Here is an 18,071-nt window from a genome sequence, read left to right as displayed (position 1 = left end):
ACGTCCTCTACAGGACTAGTGCGTGGGTGCAAGACAGCTGGACCACCAACCGGGCATCTGTGATGCTGTATACATCTCAGGCATTTACGGCCCCATCGTCATCTGGTGCCCCCCTGTACGGACCCGTCTCTCATGTATCGCCCTGGGTATGAAACGCTCCCCTTCAACCCACTTCATACCGCCGCACCTGAATGACGAGCTTGATTAGTCGCAGCAGGCGGGTGCTGGGGTGACTCCGAGGCAGCCGGCACGGATGACGCTCATAACGTCGCGGCATACGGTCACCAATCGTATGCGGTGGCGGGAGGTTGCGAGAATTGGCGTCGGCTGCATTCGGGCTCGTGTTTCGTTTGGAACCCACTAAGGGCTTGCCGGGGGAACAAGTCGTGGCTTCCGGCTGCGGGGATCGTTCTGGTATGGGGACAACGGAGGGGATCGAGGTGCGGTCGTGGCTGCGAAGTTCCAGGCGCTGTTTGCCACATCTCGACGAGCGCCAGCGCTGGCTGGCCATAGGGGCGGAGGATCGGTCGCTGGGACACCGGGATCAGGCTCGTCGCCCGTGCAGCGGGAGTCCGCGAGGGCACGGTCTCGCACGGGGTGGCTGAACTGGAGTCCGGCCAAGGAGCCATTGGGGCGAGTCCGCGTGGGCGGAGGCGGAGAAGGCGACAGAACTCGACCCGGAATTGCGGCCCGCGCTGCTGGCGTTGGTCGAGCTCGACGAGCGGGGTGACCCGATGTCGCTGGACGACGAAGTCGACCCGGAACCTGGCAGCGGAACTGAATCGCCAGGGCCACCGCGTCTCCGCCGACACAGTCGGCAACCTGCTGCGGGAAGAAGGCTTCAGCCTGCAGGCCAACACCAAGACCATCGAAGGCGCCCAGCACCCGGCCCGAGACACTCAGTTCCGCTACCTCAAACGAGCAGGCACAGGCGAGAGATCACCGCAACGCCGGAGACGCGGTGATCAGCGTGGACACCAAGAAGAAGGAACTGGTCGGCAACTACAAGAACGCCGGGCACGAATGGTGGCCTGCCCAGCAGTCCGTTCAGGCCAAGACGCACGACTTCCCCGGCCAGACCGAGAAGGCGATCCCGTACGGTATCGACGACACGACAGCGAACACCGGCTGGGTCACCAGCGGCACCGATCACGACACCGCAGCGTTCGCCGTCGCCTCGATCCGCCGCTGTTGGCAGCCCGCGGTCGGCACGACCGACACCCTCGGCCTGGTCCTGGCCGTCCTCATCACCGCCGCGAACGTGCACGACACAGTCGGCGGCAAACTCCTGCTCGAGGACCTGGCCGCAGACCATCCCGGCGTGACCAAGGTCTGGGCCGACGGCGGCTACCAGAACAGCATCTTCAACCACGACGCCGGACTGGGCATCGATGTCGAGGTGGTGCAGCGGCCACGGACAAAGGAGGTCGAGCCGCTGCCGAAGCGGTGGGTGATCGAGCGGACCTTCGGCTGGCTGATGCAGCACCGCCGCCTGGCGCGGGACCACGAAGCTCTCCCGCAGAGATCCCGGACGATGATCCACCGGGCGATGGAGGGCATCTTCGCCATGTGAGTAGAAACTACTCTCGTTTCGCAAGTCCGGAACTAGCAGTCTGTACCCAGCAATCATCAACCAGCATGTGTAAGAGTCGTCAGTGGTGAGCTATTCCTCTGTACAGCAACCGCTGCTCGGTTCAGTTACTCGCTCGTCGGCCCATAGCGGGCAAGATGGGGCGGCATGCAGTAATCCACAGGTAGACCCGAAGATCTTCTTCCGCGAGGCGCGCGGCGGGAATGACGACAAGACCATGCGTCTAGCCAAACAGGTTTGCGTAGGATGCCCAGTAGTTCAGCAATGCTGGAGGCGGCGCTGACCATGCCTGAGAAGTTCGGTATCTGGGGCGGCCTGACTGCGCTCGAACCGGCGGCGTATCTGTCCGCTCGCATGCCGAAGTCGGCAAACGGAATGTCTGGCAAATCCCGTTCACGGCCACATCTTCGCTGCACGACTACCGTTCCTGCCCTCCGGCTGCGCCACTAAAAAGGAGGAGGGGCTGAGGTACCCGCACACACGACACCGGAGCCGTGTGCAATGACGAGTAATACCTATGCGAGGCCCAGGTGGCCGAGACCGAGCGACGGCTCGCCCCACGGCTCAAGGAACTTGGTGCCCACGGTCCTCGTCAACCACTATCCGCTGGACTGCCACCCGACGGACGTCCAGGCCATGGCCTACGGGGATATCCGCGACAGTGGCACAAGGGACCGGAACGACCGGGACGGCTGCGCCGGATTCTGCCCAGGAGAGACGGGGCCCGGTGATTGAGGAACTGCTGCCGGACACGGTGGTCGCCGTCGAGGCGTTCGGCGACGAGGAGCCCCCGAACACCGTCCTGTACCCCGAGGAGGAGGCGGTCGTCGCCCGGGCGGTCGTCAAGCGTCGCCGGGAGTTCGCCGTCGTACGCTCCTGCGCCCGCCGTGCCATGGAGAAGCTCGGCGTGTCACCCCAGCCGATCCTGCCCGGCGAATGCGGCGCCCCCGCCTGGCCGGCGGGCCTGGCGGGCAGCATGACCCACTGCGACGGCTATAGCGCCGCCGCACTGGTGCCCGCCGCCGACCTGGCCTCCCTCGGCATCGACGCCGAACCCCACCAGATGCTCCCGGAAGGCGTCCTGCCGGCCGTCGCCCTGCCCGCCGAGGCGGACCGGTTGCGCCGGCTGGCCGACAGCCACCCCGGCATCCACTGGGGCCGGCTGCTGTTCAGCGCCAAGGAGTCCGTCTACAAGGCGTGGTTCCCCCTTACGGGCCAGTGGCTGGGCTTCACCGAGGCCGACATTGACGTCTTCGCCGACTCCGGTGAGCAGTACAGCGGTGGCTTCCGCGCCCGGCTCCTCGTCCCCGGCCCGTGGGTGGGCGACCGTCGGGTCGACCTCTTCGAGGGCCGGTGGACGGTCCGGCGGGGGCTGGTGGCGACAGCGGTGAGCGTGCCGCACACCTGAGCCGGAGTGCTTCGACAACACCGTTGCGGTTCAGCCCCCTGCTCCAGAGGGTTCGAACGGCTTTCGCCGCGTGCACCCCGAACTCGCCCTGGGGTTACTGAGTTTGAACTCATGAAGTCGTCGAGGTGAGGATAGCCCGGTACCGGTGAGGCACCCGTCGATGAGATGAGGACGGTACTGGATCTTCCTTATCCCGTGGCGGATGGTCTGGATGAGGTGCTCAGGGGTGGTGAGGGCGGCGTTGGACAGCCAGCCGCGCCGCAGCAGCGAGCAGATCCCCTCGACCGGGTTGAGATCGGATAGGAGGGCAGCTGGTAGACGGTCAGCCAGTCCTGTCGGTCGATGAACTGCCGCATGCCGTAGGCGAGATGGACGTTGAGGTGTTCCAGACGAGCACGATCGGGCCGCCGAGCTGCTGGTGCGCGGTGATGAGCAGGTCGCGGTAGTCGGTCCAGGCGAAGCTCTTGCATCCGTCGCGCCGGCGGGCATCACGACGTGGCCGGTAGGTCAGCCCGGAGCGTTCCCCCGGCTTGTGGCAGGCCAGTGCGGCAATCGAGGTGCGGTGGCGAGAACGGCCACGAACCCGGATCACCGGGGTCTGGCCCTGCCGGGCCCAGGCCCGGGCGCTCGGCGGCGTCATCGAGAAGGGGTACGGCGCATCGTCGCTCAGCTCAACTCCATCGAATCCACCCTCGACCTCATCGCCACCGCCTGACCAGCGGTGGGGTCGCCGCAGGGCAGCCCCGCCGCACATCGAGGACCGTGATGCGTCGTCGCCGCTATCCCTCGCACCTGTCGAACGCCGGATGGGCCTGATCGAATCGCCGGTGCCGACCCCGGTCTGCGACGCCCCGGCCGGCAGCCGGCCGGAGAAGCATCCCCGCCGCGAGATCGTCGACGCGATCCGCTATGTCGTCGACACCGGCTGCAAGTGGCGGGCTCTGCCTGCGGACTTCCCGCCGTGGCGCATCGTATGGGGCTTCATGGCCCGCTGGGCCGCCGCCGGGAGCATCGGCCAGATCCGCGATGCTCTTGCCGGCCGGATCCGCCGCGGAATAGGCAAAGAACCCCGAGCCGCCGCCACCATCAATCGACTCCCAAAGCGTCAAGGCCGCCGAGACCGTCTCCAAGGCCACCCGCGGCTACGACGCGGCAAGAAAATCAACTGTGAGAATTCCTCTGCGGCCCGGGTTGGGTTGCTGCCAGGCTCGACGTTCATGATCCGGCATGACTCGAAAATCAACTGGCGCCCCCTCAGGGGCTGCCGTTCGGCCGAGATGTCTGCCGGGTGTGGGCGTCGGCCTGGCCCACCCGTTGGCTTGATCAGCAGCTTGTCCGCCGTATCACGGCGTGACTCATCACAGTTCCGCCACGCGGTGACTCCACCCAGGCCGACGCCGACTACGGCCGTTCGTCTTGGAGGAGAACAACCGCGTGACCATGCTCGCAGAACAAGTCGACGGCGTCATCGGCGTCGACACTCACCGCGACACCCTCGCCGCAGCAGCCGTCAGCCCCATTGGTGCCGTCTTGGAGACCACCGACGCCCCCGCCAACGCCCGGGGCTATCGGCGTCTGCTGGACTTCGCCCGCAAGAAGGTTCCCGGCCGCCGTTGTTGGGCCCTGGAGGGCATCGGCAGCTACGGGGCCGGCCTCGCCGCCTTCCTCGACCAAGCCGGTGAACGCGTAGTCGAGGTCTGCCGCCCCAAGCGGTCCGCCGTCCGAGGCGGACGCAAGACCGACATGCTCGACGCCATCCGCGCGGCCAAGGAAGCCCTCGCCACCGAGCACCTGATACAGCCCCGACTACGAGGTGAGCGAGAGGCCCTGCGCGTCCTACTGGCTGCCCGTAATGGGGCAGTCCTCGCCTCAACCGCAGCGATCAACCAGCTCAAGGCCATGATCGTGTCAGCACCAGATGGCCTCCGCGCCGAGCTGCGCAGGCTCAAGCGCCCGGCTCAGATCACCCGTTGTGCTCAGCTTCGAGACCGCCCGGCGCACGACATCGAGCATCGCATGACGGCTCGGGCACTACGGTCCACTGCCCAGCGCATCCAGGCTCTCCAAGCCGAGGCCAAAGACCTCGAAGCGGAGATCCTCGGCCTCGTGCGCCAGCTTGCTCCCGAGCTCCTGGGCCTGCTCGGCGTGGGTCCCATCACCGCGGCCCAGGTACTTGTCAGCTGGTCCCACCCGGGCCGGTTCCGCTCCGAGGCAGCCTTCGCCTCTTTCGCCGGCGTCTCCCCAATCCCGGCCTCCTCCGGGCTCACCAACCGCCATCGACTCAACCGCAGTGGCGACCGGCAACTCAACCGGGCCGTCCACACCATCACGTTGGTACGTGCCCGTTGCGACACAGGCACCAAGGCGTATGTCGCACGCAGGGTGGCGGAGGGAAAGAGCCCGCGCGACGCGCAGCGCTGCCTCAAGCGGGCCGTCTGCCGTCAGCTCTTCAAGATTCTCGAACGCGCCGGCAGGAGCGTGGAAGGTCTCCCTGAAGATCTTCCACGAGCGGCTTGACGCGATATAGCAGCCTCGGCCGCAAACAGCACTTCGTGGTCGACACCCGTGGCCTTCCGCTCTTCGCGATGGTCACCCCCGCCGGTCTCCACGACAGCGCCGCCGCCAAGGAAGTCCTCTTCCGTCTGCGCCTCATGCGCCCCGAGATCACCATCGTTTGGGCCGACTCCGCCTACACCGGAAAGCTCGTGACCTGGGCAAAGAAGCACCTAAACCTCACCATCAAGACCATCAGCCGACCCAAGGACACCTCCGGCTTCGTCGTCCTGCCCCGCAGGTGGGTCGTCGAGCGGAGCCTGGCGTGGATCATGCACGCCCGTCGGCACGCACGCGACTGCGAACGCCTCGTCCAGCACTCGAGACCCTCATCACCTGGGCCGCCATCACCCTCATGACCCGGCGCCTCACCCGCAAACCGGCCTGTCGGAACACGCACAAGATCACGGTCGCCCAGGCCGCATGACGCGACGGACTACGGGCACGGTGTGCCCCGCGGAAGTTGGTATGGGGCTGCTATGCGGTACTTTCCGGCCGCGGGGGCATGCAGGTAGGTCCACTCATCGCCCGCCTTGTCCCTTGGAGCCCTCGTGAGGCAACCGTTGCGGCTTGCAGCACTGTTGCCTGTTGTCGGGGATACGTCAAAGCCTTCCTCGTCGACCACTGCAAGCCAAGGCGAATATGGAATGCGAAGAAGAACAGCTCCCGCTGACGGCACAGTCACGGTCAGCTCGTCGGCCGTTGCGCGTTCGATGATCGCAGGTGCTTCGACCAGCCGGGTGGGGTTCCGTACTTCGTAGAGCTTCCAGTTGGCGTTCGACCAGATCTCTTTAAGGTAGGGCTGTCCCGACTTCACGATCTTGGCCTCCTCAACCCCGGCATGGTCCAGTCGGCCTTCTCTCGGGAGCACGACATAGCGCACCGCCCAGCGCTCAAGCCACGAGCGATAACTCTTCGGCGTGAGGGTGCCGTCATAAAACAGCGGATTTCGCTCGGCATCGGCCTGCCGGTTCCAGCCACGGGCGAGGTTGATTCGCATGCCGAGGGCGGAGGACTCCCGGTGACTCGCAGACGGGACGACCTCGACCCGCCCACGCCCGGCATGCAGTCGCTGCAGCTGGTCGAGCAGCGGTACAAGTTCCTCCTGGTTCCACGATGCTGCCGGTGCGGTCCTCACCTGATCCCCGACCGTATTGGTGACCTGCCATGCGGTGACCGCCAGGAAAGCCGTACAGAGCACGAACCACCGACGCGATCGTGGAGTGCTCCACGCTATGCCGGCGGCGAACACCACCCCCGCGAAGAGGAGCGCGAGGCGAGTGACGTTGCTGCCCACCTGCGACGAGACAGCCGCGGTGAGAGCGACACCGACCGCATAAACCGCACAGGAAAGCCTGACCGTCCGCCACTGCCTCGGGACCAGCAATACCGCTCCGACAGCACTGAGAAACGGCATCACCGCCGTGCCGAACGACATCGGCTGAGTCCCCGAGAAAGGGAACAGCCATGCCGACAGGCCCACGACGACACATGGAGCAAGCCCCAGCGCACTCGCCGCAGCCCGGCGCCCGCGCAAGAACATGGCAGCAGCAACAACGCCGAGAAACAGCCCAGCCACCGGACTGCTCGCCGTCGCGAGCCCGGACAGCACGACCGCAGCCATCCCCTGGCCCGCCCGGCCCCACGGGGGCATACGCGGCCAGCACCAGACAACAGCCACAGCGGCCAGCGCGAAGCACAGACCGAGCCCGAACGTGACGCGCCCCGATACAGCGCTGCAGGTGAGCCCGAAGGCGCCTGCCATCGCAGGCGGCACCGGCCGCTTCACCCCAGGGCTCCGCACCAGGACCAGCGCCAGCAAACCGCACGAAACGGTGCCAGCGACCAGCATCGTCGCGCGGACACCGAGCCACGCCATGACATAAGGAGAGATGACACTGTAGGAAACGGGGTGCAGGCCGCCGTACCAACCAAAGTGGTAGGCCGAGCCCGGGTGCTCGCCGGCGAAACCCGCCCAGGCATCCTGCGCTGCCAAATCACCGCCGCTGTTAGCGAGCAGTGCCAGCCACAGCACATGCAGAACCGCGCCCACCATCAGAGTCAGAAAAACAGCAGACCAGCCCTGCAGCCGCACAACGCTGAGAAGGCTGCGCCGCTCGCGAGAAAGAGAGCCCTCAAGCGAGCTCGCCACGGCATCATGAGATCCCTCATCCGCGAGCAGCACCCCCGCGGACGCACGACTCTGCGCGGGGATAGATATGTGCCCTTCAATAGGTTCGCTACCCTCGACATGAGGGGGCCTAGTCGTCGTCATGGCTCATCTCGTTACGGGCGGCCCGCCGCTCACACAAACGGAAAGCCGCGGCTGACCTGAGAAAATTCATCCGTCAGCAACGACTTCCTACAGTCTTGACGACATCCTGCTGATCTGTCGTGAGTGTCTCTTGCTCCATTCCTGCGGCCCGTGTGCCTGGAGCACCACTCACAGCAGCAAGTCGCTCATCCGCTTCGCTATCGCGACCGCACCCGGAGCATGTGGTTCCTCAAGTGCCACCAGGGGATTGGCACCCGACCAGCGAGGCAGTCTCGAAAGGAGCCTCGCGCGCCCTGAAGGATGACCACGATCGATGAGGGTTCAGACACAGGCACCACCGTGGAGCGGCAACGCTGAGCGAGGCTCAGTGAGCCTCTCTCAGCTTGTGTTTGCGCAGATCAGAAGGGTGTGGACGGATGCGATGATGCGGCTGAGGCCGTTTGTGGAACAGTATGTCCTTCGCAGCAGGCGCCAGGACTTGAGCAGGCCACGGCACGTTCGCCTGATGCGCGCAGGCGGGCGTGGTTGCGGTTGTACTGCTGGTAGTGCTCGGGCAGTTCCCGGTGTCCGTAGTACGGGGTGCGGACAGTTGCGCCTGCGCTCTGATAGGTGCGGTCGGCCAGAATGAGGAACTGCCGGGTCAGGCAGGCCTGGACGATGCCGTAGGTGGGCTGCGGTCAGGTCGTGGGTCCGTCCTGGTGCCGCCCGTGAGAACCGCGGCGGCGTTCCGTCCGGTGCTGTGATGACTTGGACCTTCATGCCGTGCTTCCTGTGCTTCTGCGAGTAGTACGGCTCGTCCGCCCGGATGCGGTCGGTGAGAATCAACGTCTCGTCGAGGATGGGGAAGTCGCCCTCGCCCAGCCTCACCACGGCCTCATGCAGGCCGGTGCCCACGCGGCCAGGACTTCGACGGTCTCGTCCACGTACCGCCACGCTGTCGTCTCGGACACACCGGACCTGGCGCCGACCTGGGCAAACGGGTCGTTCTTCCGCAGGTGAGCCAACGCGAGCAGAGCCTGTTTGAAGCAACCCAACTTTCGCCAGGGCGAGTTCAGTTCACGCCTTCGGGCGTAGGCGAGTCAGGAGACATGCTCGACCAGCGCATGCGGGACGTCGAGCATGGAAGGATACGGAACCAACAGAGCCCCTCGGCCGCCAGTGTGATCAGTGAGATCACCACGCCAACGACGAGGGGCTCTGCTACGTCACCGCTCCCCTGACCAGCTCATTTCACCCTTCCAGCAGGATGAAAGAGGCTCAGCGCGTGGGGAGGCGGAGGAAAGAATCAGTACTCGACAATGCGGACAGACTCGACTCCGAAGGCGCATGAAGGCGTCCACTTCGTGATGGTCCCGTTCGTCCATCCGCCAGGGCTCGTGGACCATAGCGGGCTCCAAGCGCACTCCGCACGAACTACCCACCGGCCAGCACCAGTACAGGTACCCCAGCCCTGGTCACCCCATATGCCGGTCACGCAATTCATGCCATAGACGGGAGTGGTTGCCGCCGATGCAGGACCAGCCAAGGCCATGACGCCCGTTCCTGCCAGCGCGATGGTGGCAATTCCAAGCCCTGACTTGCGTGCAATTCTCACCAGATTGTTCATCTATACTCCCAGCCCGGTTAGTTGAATCTCACGACCGTATTCGCCACGCTGGTCGAATGGGAGCGTATCGGCTACTCAATCGAATAGGACTACTGAGGACTAAGGCTGTTGACATTGGCTACGAGGTGGTTCAGCTGGTGCCGGGGGTGGGCGCAGTGGCGTCGGCACGGGTTGTGCTGGGACGGCCAGCGAAAGAGTTCCAAGCGTGGCTGCGCTTTCGAGGTCCGATGCCTCCCGTGGATGGTTCCCGTTGCAGGCCCTGATAGAACGACTCAGTTAGGGCATTGTCGTGACTCGAGCTGGCACGTCCTATAAGAGCGTGTCCTACGTGGTGAGGCGGACGAGGCGCTTGTAGCAGCACAGGGCGGCTGCGAGTCCGAGAAAGGCCAGGTAGTTGCGGGGATGGCGCTCGTAGCGGGGGCTGAGTCGGCGGTAGCCGGACAGCCAGGACATGGTTCGCTCGATGACCCAGCGGCGTCGCCCTAATCGTTCGCTGGACTCGATCCCCTTGCGGGCAATGCGTACTCCGATCCGCTTCCATCGGAGCCATCTGCGCAGGTCGGCACGGTCGTAGGCTTTGTCCGCGTGCAGGCGCTGGGGCTTGAAGTACCTGCCATTGTGAGGGTCGTGTCTCGTTTGGTGACCCTCGATCATGGGCTTCAACCCTTCGCTGTCGTGGGTGTTGGCGGCCGAGACGCCGACGAGGAGGGGCAGGCCGTTCGCGTCCGACAGGATGTGCATCTTGGAACCCGGCTTGCCCCGGTCCACGGGACTCGGACCTGTGTGTTCGCCCCCTTTTTGGCCCTGACATGGGCGGTGTCGAGGACGACGCGCGTGACGTCGATGAGGCCGGCGTCATCGAGCTGATGCAGGACCGCTTCGTGTAGGCGCCCCCAGACGCCGGCTCTCGACCAGATCAGAAACCGGCGATGCGCCGTCGACTTCGATATGCCGAAACAGGGCGGCAGTTGACGCCAGGCACAGCCGCTGACCAGCACATAGATGATGGCCGCGAACAGCGTTTCATCAGGTGTGTCCTGCGTACCGCCGCCCTGCGGCCGCACCTTCGGCGGAGGGATCAGCGGCTTCGCGATCTCCCACAGCCCGTCCGGAACAATCCAACTCCACGTACCCCGCCCCATGCCTGGACCAACAATGCCTCACCACGTAGGACACGCTCTAATGCTTCGTTAGGTGCTGGTCTGCTGGTCGGCAGGGGCGGCCACAGGTGGTGCAGGTGCCGGTCCAGCACCGTAGTAGGTCCTGAAAGGGGGTCGAGGACCTGGTAGAGGGTCAGGTCGGCGTGTGAGCTTTTGGGCCGAGCCGTCGCAGGGTGAGGAAGGCCTGGGCGGCGGTGACGAGGGTGACGTGGTGGTGCCAGCCGCGCCAGGTGCGACCTTTGAAGTGGTCCAGGATCAGGCCGTGCTTGAATTCGCGGTAGTCGTGCTCGATCCGCCAGGGCATCTTGGCCCACCGCGCCAGGTCGGCGATGGGTGTAGTGGCGGGCAGGTTGGTCATCCAGTAGCCGGGGCATCACGCTGCCCCACCGGCTGCGTCCGCCAGCCTGTTCCTGGCCGGTGCGGCAGGCCTCCTTGCGCGAGGGCCGCACCTGAAGCACCGCGAAGTGCGACGTCATCAGGCGGAGGCTGGGTCGGCTCGCGATAGCGCGGCAGGGTGGGCGGCCCCAGTCCGCTATAAACGGGTTGACACGGCTGGGTGGTTGACGGCCGTGCGATCTCGTTCGGATTGACCGCCCCGCAGTCCTAACGCCACACGGGTCTTGGAAACATGACTGACCTCACCAGGGGCCTTGGCCCGCCTGCGCCGCTGTGACCACTTGCCCGTTCCTCCGGCAGGAACAGCTCCCACTCCAGCGGGCTCGATGCCGTGTCGGTGGCCGCATGCACGCTGACTGCGACTTGGCAGTTCACCCGCTTGACCCCCGCAGTACTGGCGGGCACACCCCCACCGGCGCCCTCCCGCATTTGGGAAACGACACGTCGTCGACCACCCACACCTCGAGGCGGATCGCCTCGCACAACCGCTCGGCAATCCGCCGCCGCACCGGCAGCCAGTTCCACGGCGACTGGTTCACGAACTGCTGCAGAGCCTGCATGTTCCCGCTCGGCAGCCACTCGTCCATCGGCTGTTGATCGACTTACGCCGCCCATCCAGCATCAGACCCCGCAGTTCACACTCGCCCCACCGCCGCTGACCCTGCCGCGGCACCGAAGCGAAGACATCGGCAACGAACTGCGCAAGGCGCCATTTCAGTTGGTGTGATCTTGCGGCAGTCTGGGGCGATGACTGCTGCGCTTGTCGAGCGGATGGCGCCGGAGGACCTGTGGGAGCTGTTTCAGCGGGTGGTTCCGCCGGCTCCGGAACGGCCGCAGGGCGGGGGACGGCGTCGGCGAGGTGACCGCGAGGTGTTGGCCGCGATCATCTTCGTGGCCACCTCGGGATGTACCTGGAACCAACTGCCACCGGGCTTCGGGCTGTCGGGGGTGACCGCCTTTCGCCGGTTCACCGAGTGGACCGAGGCCCGGGTGTGGGCCAAGCTCCACCGCCTGGTCCTGGACGAACTCGGCTCCCGCGGCGACCTGGACTGGCCGCGGTGCGCGATCGACTCCGTCAGCGTCCGCCCACTCAAAGGGGGCAACTGAGGACCGAATCCGACCGACCGCGGCAAGAACGGATCGAAAATCCACCTGATCGTCGACCGCCGGGGCCTACCCCTGTCGATCGGCATCTCCGCCGCGAATCCCCACGCCAGTGAGCCTCTTTCATCTTGTGTTTGCATAGATCAGAAGGGTGTGGGCGGGTGCGATGATGCGACTGAGGCGGTTGGTGGAGCAGCGTGCCCTTCGCAGCAGGCGCCAGGACTTGAGCAGGGCAAAGGCACAACCCAACTTTCGCCAGGACGAGTTCAGCTCACGCCTTTGGGCGTAGATGAGCCAGGAGACATGCTCGACCAGCGCTTGCGCGACGTCGAGCGTGGAAGGATACGGAACCAACAGAGCCCCTCGGCCGCCGGTGTGATGAGTGAGATCACCACGCCAACGACGAGAGGCTCTGCCACGTCACCGCTCCCGCTGACCAGCTCATTTCACCCTTCCAGCACAGGGTGCGAGAGGCTCACTGTCAGCGGCTACGACAAGCCGAGTTCAAGCTCAGTAGGCATTCACGTGCACCACGGCGCCGTGCTGATGCAGCGGGCTGGCCTGCACGGCCTGAGCGGAAACCGCACCCGCCGCTCCAGTCCCGAGGCCCCCCTCGGTTGCCGACCTGGTCAACCGCGACTTCACCCGACACCCCCGCGACCAGCTGTGGGTCACGGCCATCACCGAACACTTCACGCTGGAGGGCAAGGTGTACTGTGAGGTCGTCCCAGACACTTTCTCCCGCCGGTTGGTGGGCTGGTCGATCGACGCCTCACCGACCGCGGCGCTGGCCACCAACACGCTGAGCATGGCCATCGGCAACCGTCACCGGCAGCCGGGCGGCACCATCATCCACTCCAGGGTGCAATTCGGCTCCTGGGCGTTCACCGAACGCGCCCGCGTCTCCCGCCTGGTGCCCTCCATGGCTCGGTCGGAGAGTGCGTGGACAACGCGATGATGGAGTCCTTCTGGGTCCGAGTGCAGGTCGAATTACTCAACCGCCGTCGACGCACCCGCTGGAGCTGTCCACCGCTCTGTTCGATTACCTGGAGATCTTCCACAACTGCCAACGCAGACACTCCGCCCTGGGCATGCTCAGCCCGGTGGAGTACGAACTACGCGCAACGCCTGTAGCGTGAAGTCAGCTATCCCGACTCCACACCACTCGGGACAGACCTGAGCCTCCCTCACTTTCCCTTCGTGATCTCCATGCGCACGCTCACCTGCTCTCGGGCATGGGCGGGCCGGACCCTGCAGGGACTACATGTGCGAAATCAGACATATATCCAGTGAAAGCCAAACAAGCCAGATCTATCCAGGGTTGGAAGTCGCTAAAACAGATCCGCGGACCGTTGGCGATCTCGTCGCTCGGCCGCCCGGGTCTGTCGCTGTGGGATGTCCCGTCAGGGGCGTCGGCGGTAGACAGTGAGGGTGTCGAGGGGCAGGAAGCCGGCGCTGGTGAGCAGTCGGGCTGCGGGGATGTCGCCGTCGGGGGCATCGGCAGTGAGGTGGTGCGCGCCGTGGTTGGCGGCGTGGTGGAGGCACTGGGCGAGCAGGCGAGTGCCGACGCCGAGGCAGCGGTGTGAGTGGCGGACGCTGAGCTGCCACACGACGGCCATGTCGGCGGTGTCCGGGGTGGGGGCGCGCAGAATCGCGGTGGCAATGTGGCGGTTGTCGGTGTCGGTGAGTTCCAGTTGCCAGCCCGGCGGGTCGGCGATGGGAGTGACGTCGGCCAGGGGGTATTCCGGCGGGACGGGCGGTGGGGTAACGAGGTCGCGGAGGAAGTAGCGTTGCGCAGAGGTGGGGACGAAACCGGCTGCGGTCAGCGCACGCTCGGTGACGGGCCGGTGCTTGATGGGCAGGCCGGGAATGCCGGTGGCGGTGGCCGGCCCAGTGAACGCGTACAGCGGCCGGTGACCGAGATGGGCCCTGGCCAGGGCGAGGAGCGCGCTGATCACGCTAAAGTCTTCCCGGCCGTGCAGCCACACGATGAGCCCTGCCTCGTCGGCGGGGCGCACCCCCACGCACACCGCCCCCGCCGCTTCGCCCTGCGCGTTGCACACGACGAGGGTTTCGTTTTCACGCAGCCGCGCATCGGGCGTGAGTGGGATCGAGTGGGCGGGGCGCTGGCCGGGAAGCCAGTCGGTATCCATCAGTTGCCGCACGGCCGTGTCATCGTCCGGGGCCATGGGGCGGGCGATCAGCCCGCTCTCGTCCTGCAGCCAGATCGGCGCGTTCACGTCCATGGGCGCACTCCCTTCCACGGATCAGACGGCCCAGTGCAGCGCACCCCACCCGCTACCGCACCAGCAGCGTTCCGCTGCAGTTCGTCATGCGCGGTGGGCGTAGATGTGTCGTTCGCCGACGCTCGGCCCGGAGCCCTTTTCACGTGTAGATCATGAGGGTGAGGATGGCTGCGGAGACTGATCTGTGCGGTGCTGGCCACTTGCTTCACGTCCTATGAGTTCAGGATTTCTCTGTTGAGACGACGACATTCATGGGATTGGTGATCCAGGGTTGCCAGAAGGTGTCGCCTTAATGATGTCCATGCCTAGATGATCTTCCTTGTTCTTATTCCGAAGGTCAGGGTGCAGTGCCCGACGTGTTTTTCCGGTCAGCGGCCATGGTTGGCCTGTCCGAGGGAATGGAAATGGCTGTTCCAAAAAGCGAGGGGAGACCGGCCCAGACTGGGCGTGGAGACGGCCAGCACGCTGCCCACGACAATGGTGTGATCCCCGCCCTCATGGACGGCGTGAGTTGAACACTCCAGAGTGGCCAGCGCATCGGTGAGCAAAGCAACACCGGTGTGTGCCCCACGCCGCAGGGCACCACGTCCAGCTGGTGTTCCAACGGGCGACCACTGGTCGCGAAGTGCACCGCGGCGGCCTGCGCGTGTTCTGCCAAGACGGACACACCCCACCGACCGGATTCCAGCAGGGCCTCGTGGAAGCAGGCAGCCCGCCGCACGCATACCAACACCAACGGCGGCTCCAACGACACCGAGCTGAGGCATTCGCCGTCATCACGTGATCGGATCCGCCCCCCGCTCGCGTAGTCACCACCGTGACACCTGTGACAAAGAGGCCCAGCGCCCGCCGGAAGTCAACTGCAGTCACTCTGCCCAGATCACGCGGACCACCCGGCCCCGCACTACCCTCGAGAGATCGTCCAGGGCTGCTCCCGGCAGCGCAGACATCGGACTCCCCAGATCGGGAGCCAAGAGCCATGGGCGAGGTCTCCGTCATCGCTCCAGTACACGCATGTCCCCCGCAATCCCCCTGAGTAAGCGCTGCTCAAACAGGATGTACATAGTCATGCAGCACATTTCTGACGGATGGCCCCGGGCTACCCGCGCCTTGATCGGTTGTCATGCCCATCAGGTGCTTCTTTTGGCTCTGTTCCGTAGTGACGCGCTTCCTTGCTGTTGGGGGAGGATGCGGTGGCGAAGGAGGTCGAATCCAGCGCCTGCCGCGTGATCTTTTTGGTGCGGGTGTTGACGCCTGCGGTGTGCGGCCGTTGTGGTAAGGCAGGGTGAGGCTGGCATCCACCCGGCACGGTCGAGTTCGAGGCCCTGCAGCGACTGTGCAGAGGGCAGGTCAGCGGCACGGACTGCGGTGACCCACTCGGTGAGCCGGGCGTCGTTGCCCCCACCGGGGGTCAGCAGCTCGGCGAAGTCGGGGACGAGTTCGGCGAGTGTCCGGCAAGGGCCCGCCAGTTCTTCAGGTGTGCGATGGCATGCTCGACGCGGATGCGCCGTGAGGAATGCCCCTTGCGCTGCCGTTCGTGCCGCTCCTCGTACCAGTCGGGGGCGATACTGATCGTCACCCGCGAGGGTGACCGCAGTGCAAGCTGCGGCCGTCCCAGCGGGCGCTGGTGGCACTGGTGTACCTGTGCGAACCCGACACACTCGCCCAGATCGCCGCCGGTTCCGTATCAGCGTGGGTACCGCACATGCCTACGTCCACGCTCTCCTCGCCCAGAAAGCGCCGGTTCTCACCCAGGCTACGGCAGGCAGACGAGCCCTACGTCTTACTGGACGGAACTCTCGCGGAGTGCGACCGCGTGGGCGACTCCCGGAGGGACTACTCGGGCAAACACCGTCGACATGGGGTGAACCTATAGGTCATCACGGGTTCCGGCGGCAACCTCGTGGGTCTCCCATCCGCTGCCCCGGGCCGCACCCACGACCTCACCGTGGCCCACAGGCACCGCATCATCGCCACCTGCGCACGCATGAGAATCCCAGCCCTGGCCGACCTGGCCTACACCGGTGCCGGCCCAGGCGTCGCAGTCCCGGCCAGACGACGCCCCGGGAAGGAGCTCACCACGCAAGACAAGTCGCTGAACAAGGCGCACGCCCGGCTGCGCTCGCCAGTCGTACGAGGCATTGCTGCCGTCAAACGCTGGCGCATCTTCCGCCACGCTCGCTACAGCCCCAACCGACTCGCGTCAGCCGCCAAGGCAGTCCTCATCCTGGAGAGGCAACCCTGAAAAGGCTCCCTACGTTGTTCTGCGGGAGGTGGTGAGCCCTTCGTATGGTTCACCCACCCAGGGGCGTCGGGTGTGGTTCAAAGAGCTCTGCCACTTGTGGCTCGCACTGATTGGCCGCCCGGCGCCCCACGACGACTCGGCTGCCACTTGGGAATTGCGAATGATCGCTTCGTAGGGAATCGACAGCGAGGTCGTCCGTCGGGAGGCACCAGCAACTCACCGCACGGCGGCACCACCACATGGCCGCGATCTGGGCCGGCATCGACGCAGGCAAGACGCACCACCACTGCGTCGCGATCGACGAGAGCGGCCGTCGGCTGCTGTCGCGTCGCCAACGACGAGCCCGAACTGCTCGAACTCCTCACCGACGTCCTGGCTCTGGGCGACGAGGTGACCTGGGGCATCGACCTTGCCGACGGCGGAGCCGCCCTGGCCATCGCGATCCTGCTCAACCACGGCCAGCCGGTGCACTACATCTCCGGCCGGGCCATCCACCGCGCCTCCGAAAGCTACCGAGGCGAGGGCAAGACCGATACCAAGGACGCCGCGGTTATCGCCGACCAGATCCGCGTCCGCCGCGACCTGCACCTCTTACGCGCGCGACCTGCACCTCTTACGCGCCGACGACGACACCGTCACCGACCTCAAGATCCTCACCGGTCGGCGCATGGACCTGGTCGCCGACCGCACCCGCACCGTCAACCGCTTGCGAGCCCAGCTCACCGGCGTCTTCCCCGGCCTGGAACGAGCGCTGGATCTGACCAACACCGGCCCGCTCACGTTGCTGACCGGCTACCAGACCCCGGCGGCCATCCGCCGAATCGGCGCCAAGCGGCTGGAGGCCTGGCTGCGCAACCGTCACGTTGTGCGCCCCGGCCGGCTGGCCGAGATCGCCGTCCAGGCCGCGGAACGGCAGCACACCAGCCTGCCCGGCGAGAAGCTGGCCGCCCAGCTGGTGCACACGCTGGCGCAGGAGGTGCTGGCGCTCAACCAGCAAGTCGCCGCTCTCGACAAGGACATCAAGGCCCGGTTTCGCGACCACCAAGCCTTCGACGTGATCACCAGCATGCCCGGCCTGGGCGTCATCCTCGGCGCCGAGTTCCTGGCCGCCACCGGCGGCGACATGACGGTCTTCGGCACGGCTGACCGCCTCGCCGGCTTCGGCGGCGTCGTCCCAGTGCCCCGGGACTCAGGGAAGATCAGCGGCAACCTACGGCGCCCGCAGCGATACAACCGCCGCCTGCAACGCGTCTTCTACACCTCAGCGTTGTTCAGCCTCCGGCACTGCGACGAGTCGCGTCAGTTCTACGACCGCAAACGCGCCTAAGGCAAACGCCACACCCAGGCCGTCCTCGCCCTTGCCCGCCGCCGCGTCAACGTCCTCTGGGCCCTCCTACGCGACGGACGGTGCTACGAAGTCGCACCGCCCCGCGCTCTCGCCGCTTGACAGACGACATTAGGAATCAGTGAGCATTTTCAGAAGGACC

8 protein-coding genes and 13 pseudogenes are annotated in these 18,071 nt (G+C 65.9%); 12 read left to right on the top strand and 9 right to left on the bottom strand.

What is annotated here, in order from left to right; all coding sequences use genetic code 11:
* The first annotated feature begins 448 nt into the window (after nt 1–448).
* From ACQEV2_RS43525 to ACQEV2_RS43510, 4 genes and pseudogenes are all read left to right on the top strand, one after another.
* A pseudogene (locus tag ACQEV2_RS43525) lies at nt 449–1,573 on the top strand (ISAzo13 family transposase).
* An 82-nt stretch (nt 1,574–1,655) separates the two neighbouring features.
* Nucleotides 1,656–1,874, top strand: a complete 219-nt coding sequence (locus ACQEV2_RS43520; RefSeq protein WP_433056036.1) for a WhiB family transcriptional regulator — start codon at nt 1,656–1,658, stop codon at nt 1,872–1,874.
* A gap of 141 nt (nt 1,875–2,015) precedes the next feature.
* Nucleotides 2,016–2,322, top strand: a pseudogene (locus tag ACQEV2_RS43515) (metallophosphoesterase); the annotation flags it as partial.
* Nucleotides 2,319–2,999, top strand: coding sequence for a 4'-phosphopantetheinyl transferase family protein (locus ACQEV2_RS43510; protein ID WP_433056033.1), 681 nt, complete (start codon nt 2,319–2,321; stop codon nt 2,997–2,999). The pseudogene ACQEV2_RS43515 and the gene ACQEV2_RS43510, both read left to right, overlap by 4 nt.
* 129 nt (nt 3,000–3,128) lie before the next feature.
* Here the strand turns inward: ACQEV2_RS43510 and ACQEV2_RS43505 are convergent.
* Nucleotides 3,129–3,645, bottom strand: a pseudogene (locus ACQEV2_RS43505) (transposase); the annotation flags it as partial.
* Between the two features lie 119 nt (nt 3,646–3,764).
* Here ACQEV2_RS43505 and ACQEV2_RS43500 point away from each other — a divergent pair.
* From ACQEV2_RS43500 to ACQEV2_RS43490, 3 genes and pseudogenes are all read left to right on the top strand, one after another.
* A pseudogene (locus ACQEV2_RS43500) lies at nt 3,765–4,160 on the top strand (transposase); the annotation flags it as partial.
* Nucleotides 4,161–4,433: 273 nt separating this feature from the next.
* Entirely contained in the window at nt 4,434–5,516 is a 1,083-nt protein-coding gene (locus tag ACQEV2_RS43495; protein ID WP_433056030.1) for an IS110 family transposase, read from the top strand.
* A 17-nt stretch (nt 5,517–5,533) separates the two neighbouring features.
* Nucleotides 5,534–5,928, top strand: a pseudogene (locus ACQEV2_RS43490) (transposase); the annotation flags it as partial.
* Between the two features lie 60 nt (nt 5,929–5,988).
* Here the strand turns inward: ACQEV2_RS43490 and ACQEV2_RS43485 are convergent.
* The 4 genes and pseudogenes from ACQEV2_RS43485 to ACQEV2_RS43470 all read right to left on the bottom strand — a co-directional run bounded on the left by ACQEV2_RS43485 (nt 5,989) and on the right by ACQEV2_RS43470 (nt 11,707).
* Nucleotides 5,989–7,827, bottom strand: coding sequence for an MFS transporter (locus ACQEV2_RS43485; RefSeq protein WP_433056027.1), 1,839 nt, complete (start codon nt 7,825–7,827; stop codon nt 5,989–5,991).
* Nucleotides 7,828–8,205: 378 nt separating this feature from the next.
* A pseudogene (locus ACQEV2_RS43480) lies at nt 8,206–9,007 on the bottom strand (transposase family protein).
* A gap of 750 nt (nt 9,008–9,757) precedes the next feature.
* A protein-coding gene (locus ACQEV2_RS43475; protein ID WP_433056024.1) for an IS5 family transposase occupies nt 9,758–10,575 on the bottom strand; the annotation gives its coding sequence in 2 pieces (ribosomal slippage) (nt 9,758–10,233 and nt 10,233–10,575; 819 coding nt in all).
* 151 nt (nt 10,576–10,726) lie between these two features.
* Nucleotides 10,727–11,707: pseudogene (locus ACQEV2_RS43470) on the bottom strand (IS701 family transposase).
* 29 nt (nt 11,708–11,736) lie between these two features.
* Here ACQEV2_RS43470 and ACQEV2_RS43465 point away from each other — a divergent pair.
* Nucleotides 11,737–12,216, top strand: a pseudogene (locus ACQEV2_RS43465) (IS5 family transposase); the annotation flags it as partial.
* Nucleotides 12,217–12,333: 117 nt separating this feature from the next.
* On the opposite strand, the pseudogene ACQEV2_RS43460 reads toward ACQEV2_RS43465, so the two are convergent.
* Nucleotides 12,334–12,488, bottom strand: a pseudogene (locus tag ACQEV2_RS43460) (IS5/IS1182 family transposase); the annotation flags it as partial.
* A gap of 230 nt (nt 12,489–12,718) precedes the next feature.
* Between ACQEV2_RS43460 and ACQEV2_RS43455 the strand changes: the two are divergent.
* Nucleotides 12,719–13,051, top strand: coding sequence for a DDE-type integrase/transposase/recombinase (locus ACQEV2_RS43455; RefSeq protein WP_433056128.1), 333 nt, complete (start codon nt 12,719–12,721; stop codon nt 13,049–13,051).
* On the top strand, nt 13,032–13,232 hold the full coding sequence (locus ACQEV2_RS43450; RefSeq protein WP_433056021.1) for an IS3 family transposase: 201 nt from the start codon (nt 13,032–13,034) through the stop codon (nt 13,230–13,232). The genes ACQEV2_RS43455 and ACQEV2_RS43450 overlap by 20 nt, the downstream gene beginning before the upstream one ends.
* 264 nt (nt 13,233–13,496) lie before the next feature.
* Here the strand turns inward: ACQEV2_RS43450 and ACQEV2_RS43445 are convergent, their stop codons facing one another.
* From ACQEV2_RS43445 to ACQEV2_RS43435, 3 genes and pseudogenes are all read right to left on the bottom strand, one after another.
* Nucleotides 13,497–14,339 (bottom strand): GNAT family N-acetyltransferase, encoded by an 843-nt coding sequence (locus tag ACQEV2_RS43445; RefSeq protein WP_433056018.1) that lies wholly within the window; start codon nt 14,337–14,339, stop codon nt 13,497–13,499.
* Between the two features lie 368 nt (nt 14,340–14,707).
* Nucleotides 14,708–15,093 (bottom strand): annotated as a pseudogene (locus ACQEV2_RS43440) (flavin reductase family protein).
* A gap of 376 nt (nt 15,094–15,469) precedes the next feature.
* Nucleotides 15,470–15,832, bottom strand: a pseudogene (locus ACQEV2_RS43435) (hypothetical protein); the annotation flags it as partial.
* 9 nt (nt 15,833–15,841) lie between these two features.
* On the opposite strand from ACQEV2_RS43435, the pseudogene ACQEV2_RS43430 reads away from it, so the two are divergent.
* A pseudogene (locus ACQEV2_RS43430) lies at nt 15,842–16,584 on the top strand (transposase family protein).
* A 239-nt stretch (nt 16,585–16,823) separates the two neighbouring features.
* A pseudogene (locus ACQEV2_RS43425) lies at nt 16,824–18,031 on the top strand (IS110 family transposase).
* Nucleotides 18,032–18,071 lie beyond the last annotated feature (40 nt).

The sequence above is a fragment of the Streptomyces sp. CA-251387 genome, from assembly GCF_050936625.1.
Classification (GTDB): Bacteria; Actinomycetota; Actinomycetes; order Streptomycetales; family Streptomycetaceae; genus Streptomyces.
This window is presented reverse-complemented; position numbering and strand designations above follow the sequence as displayed.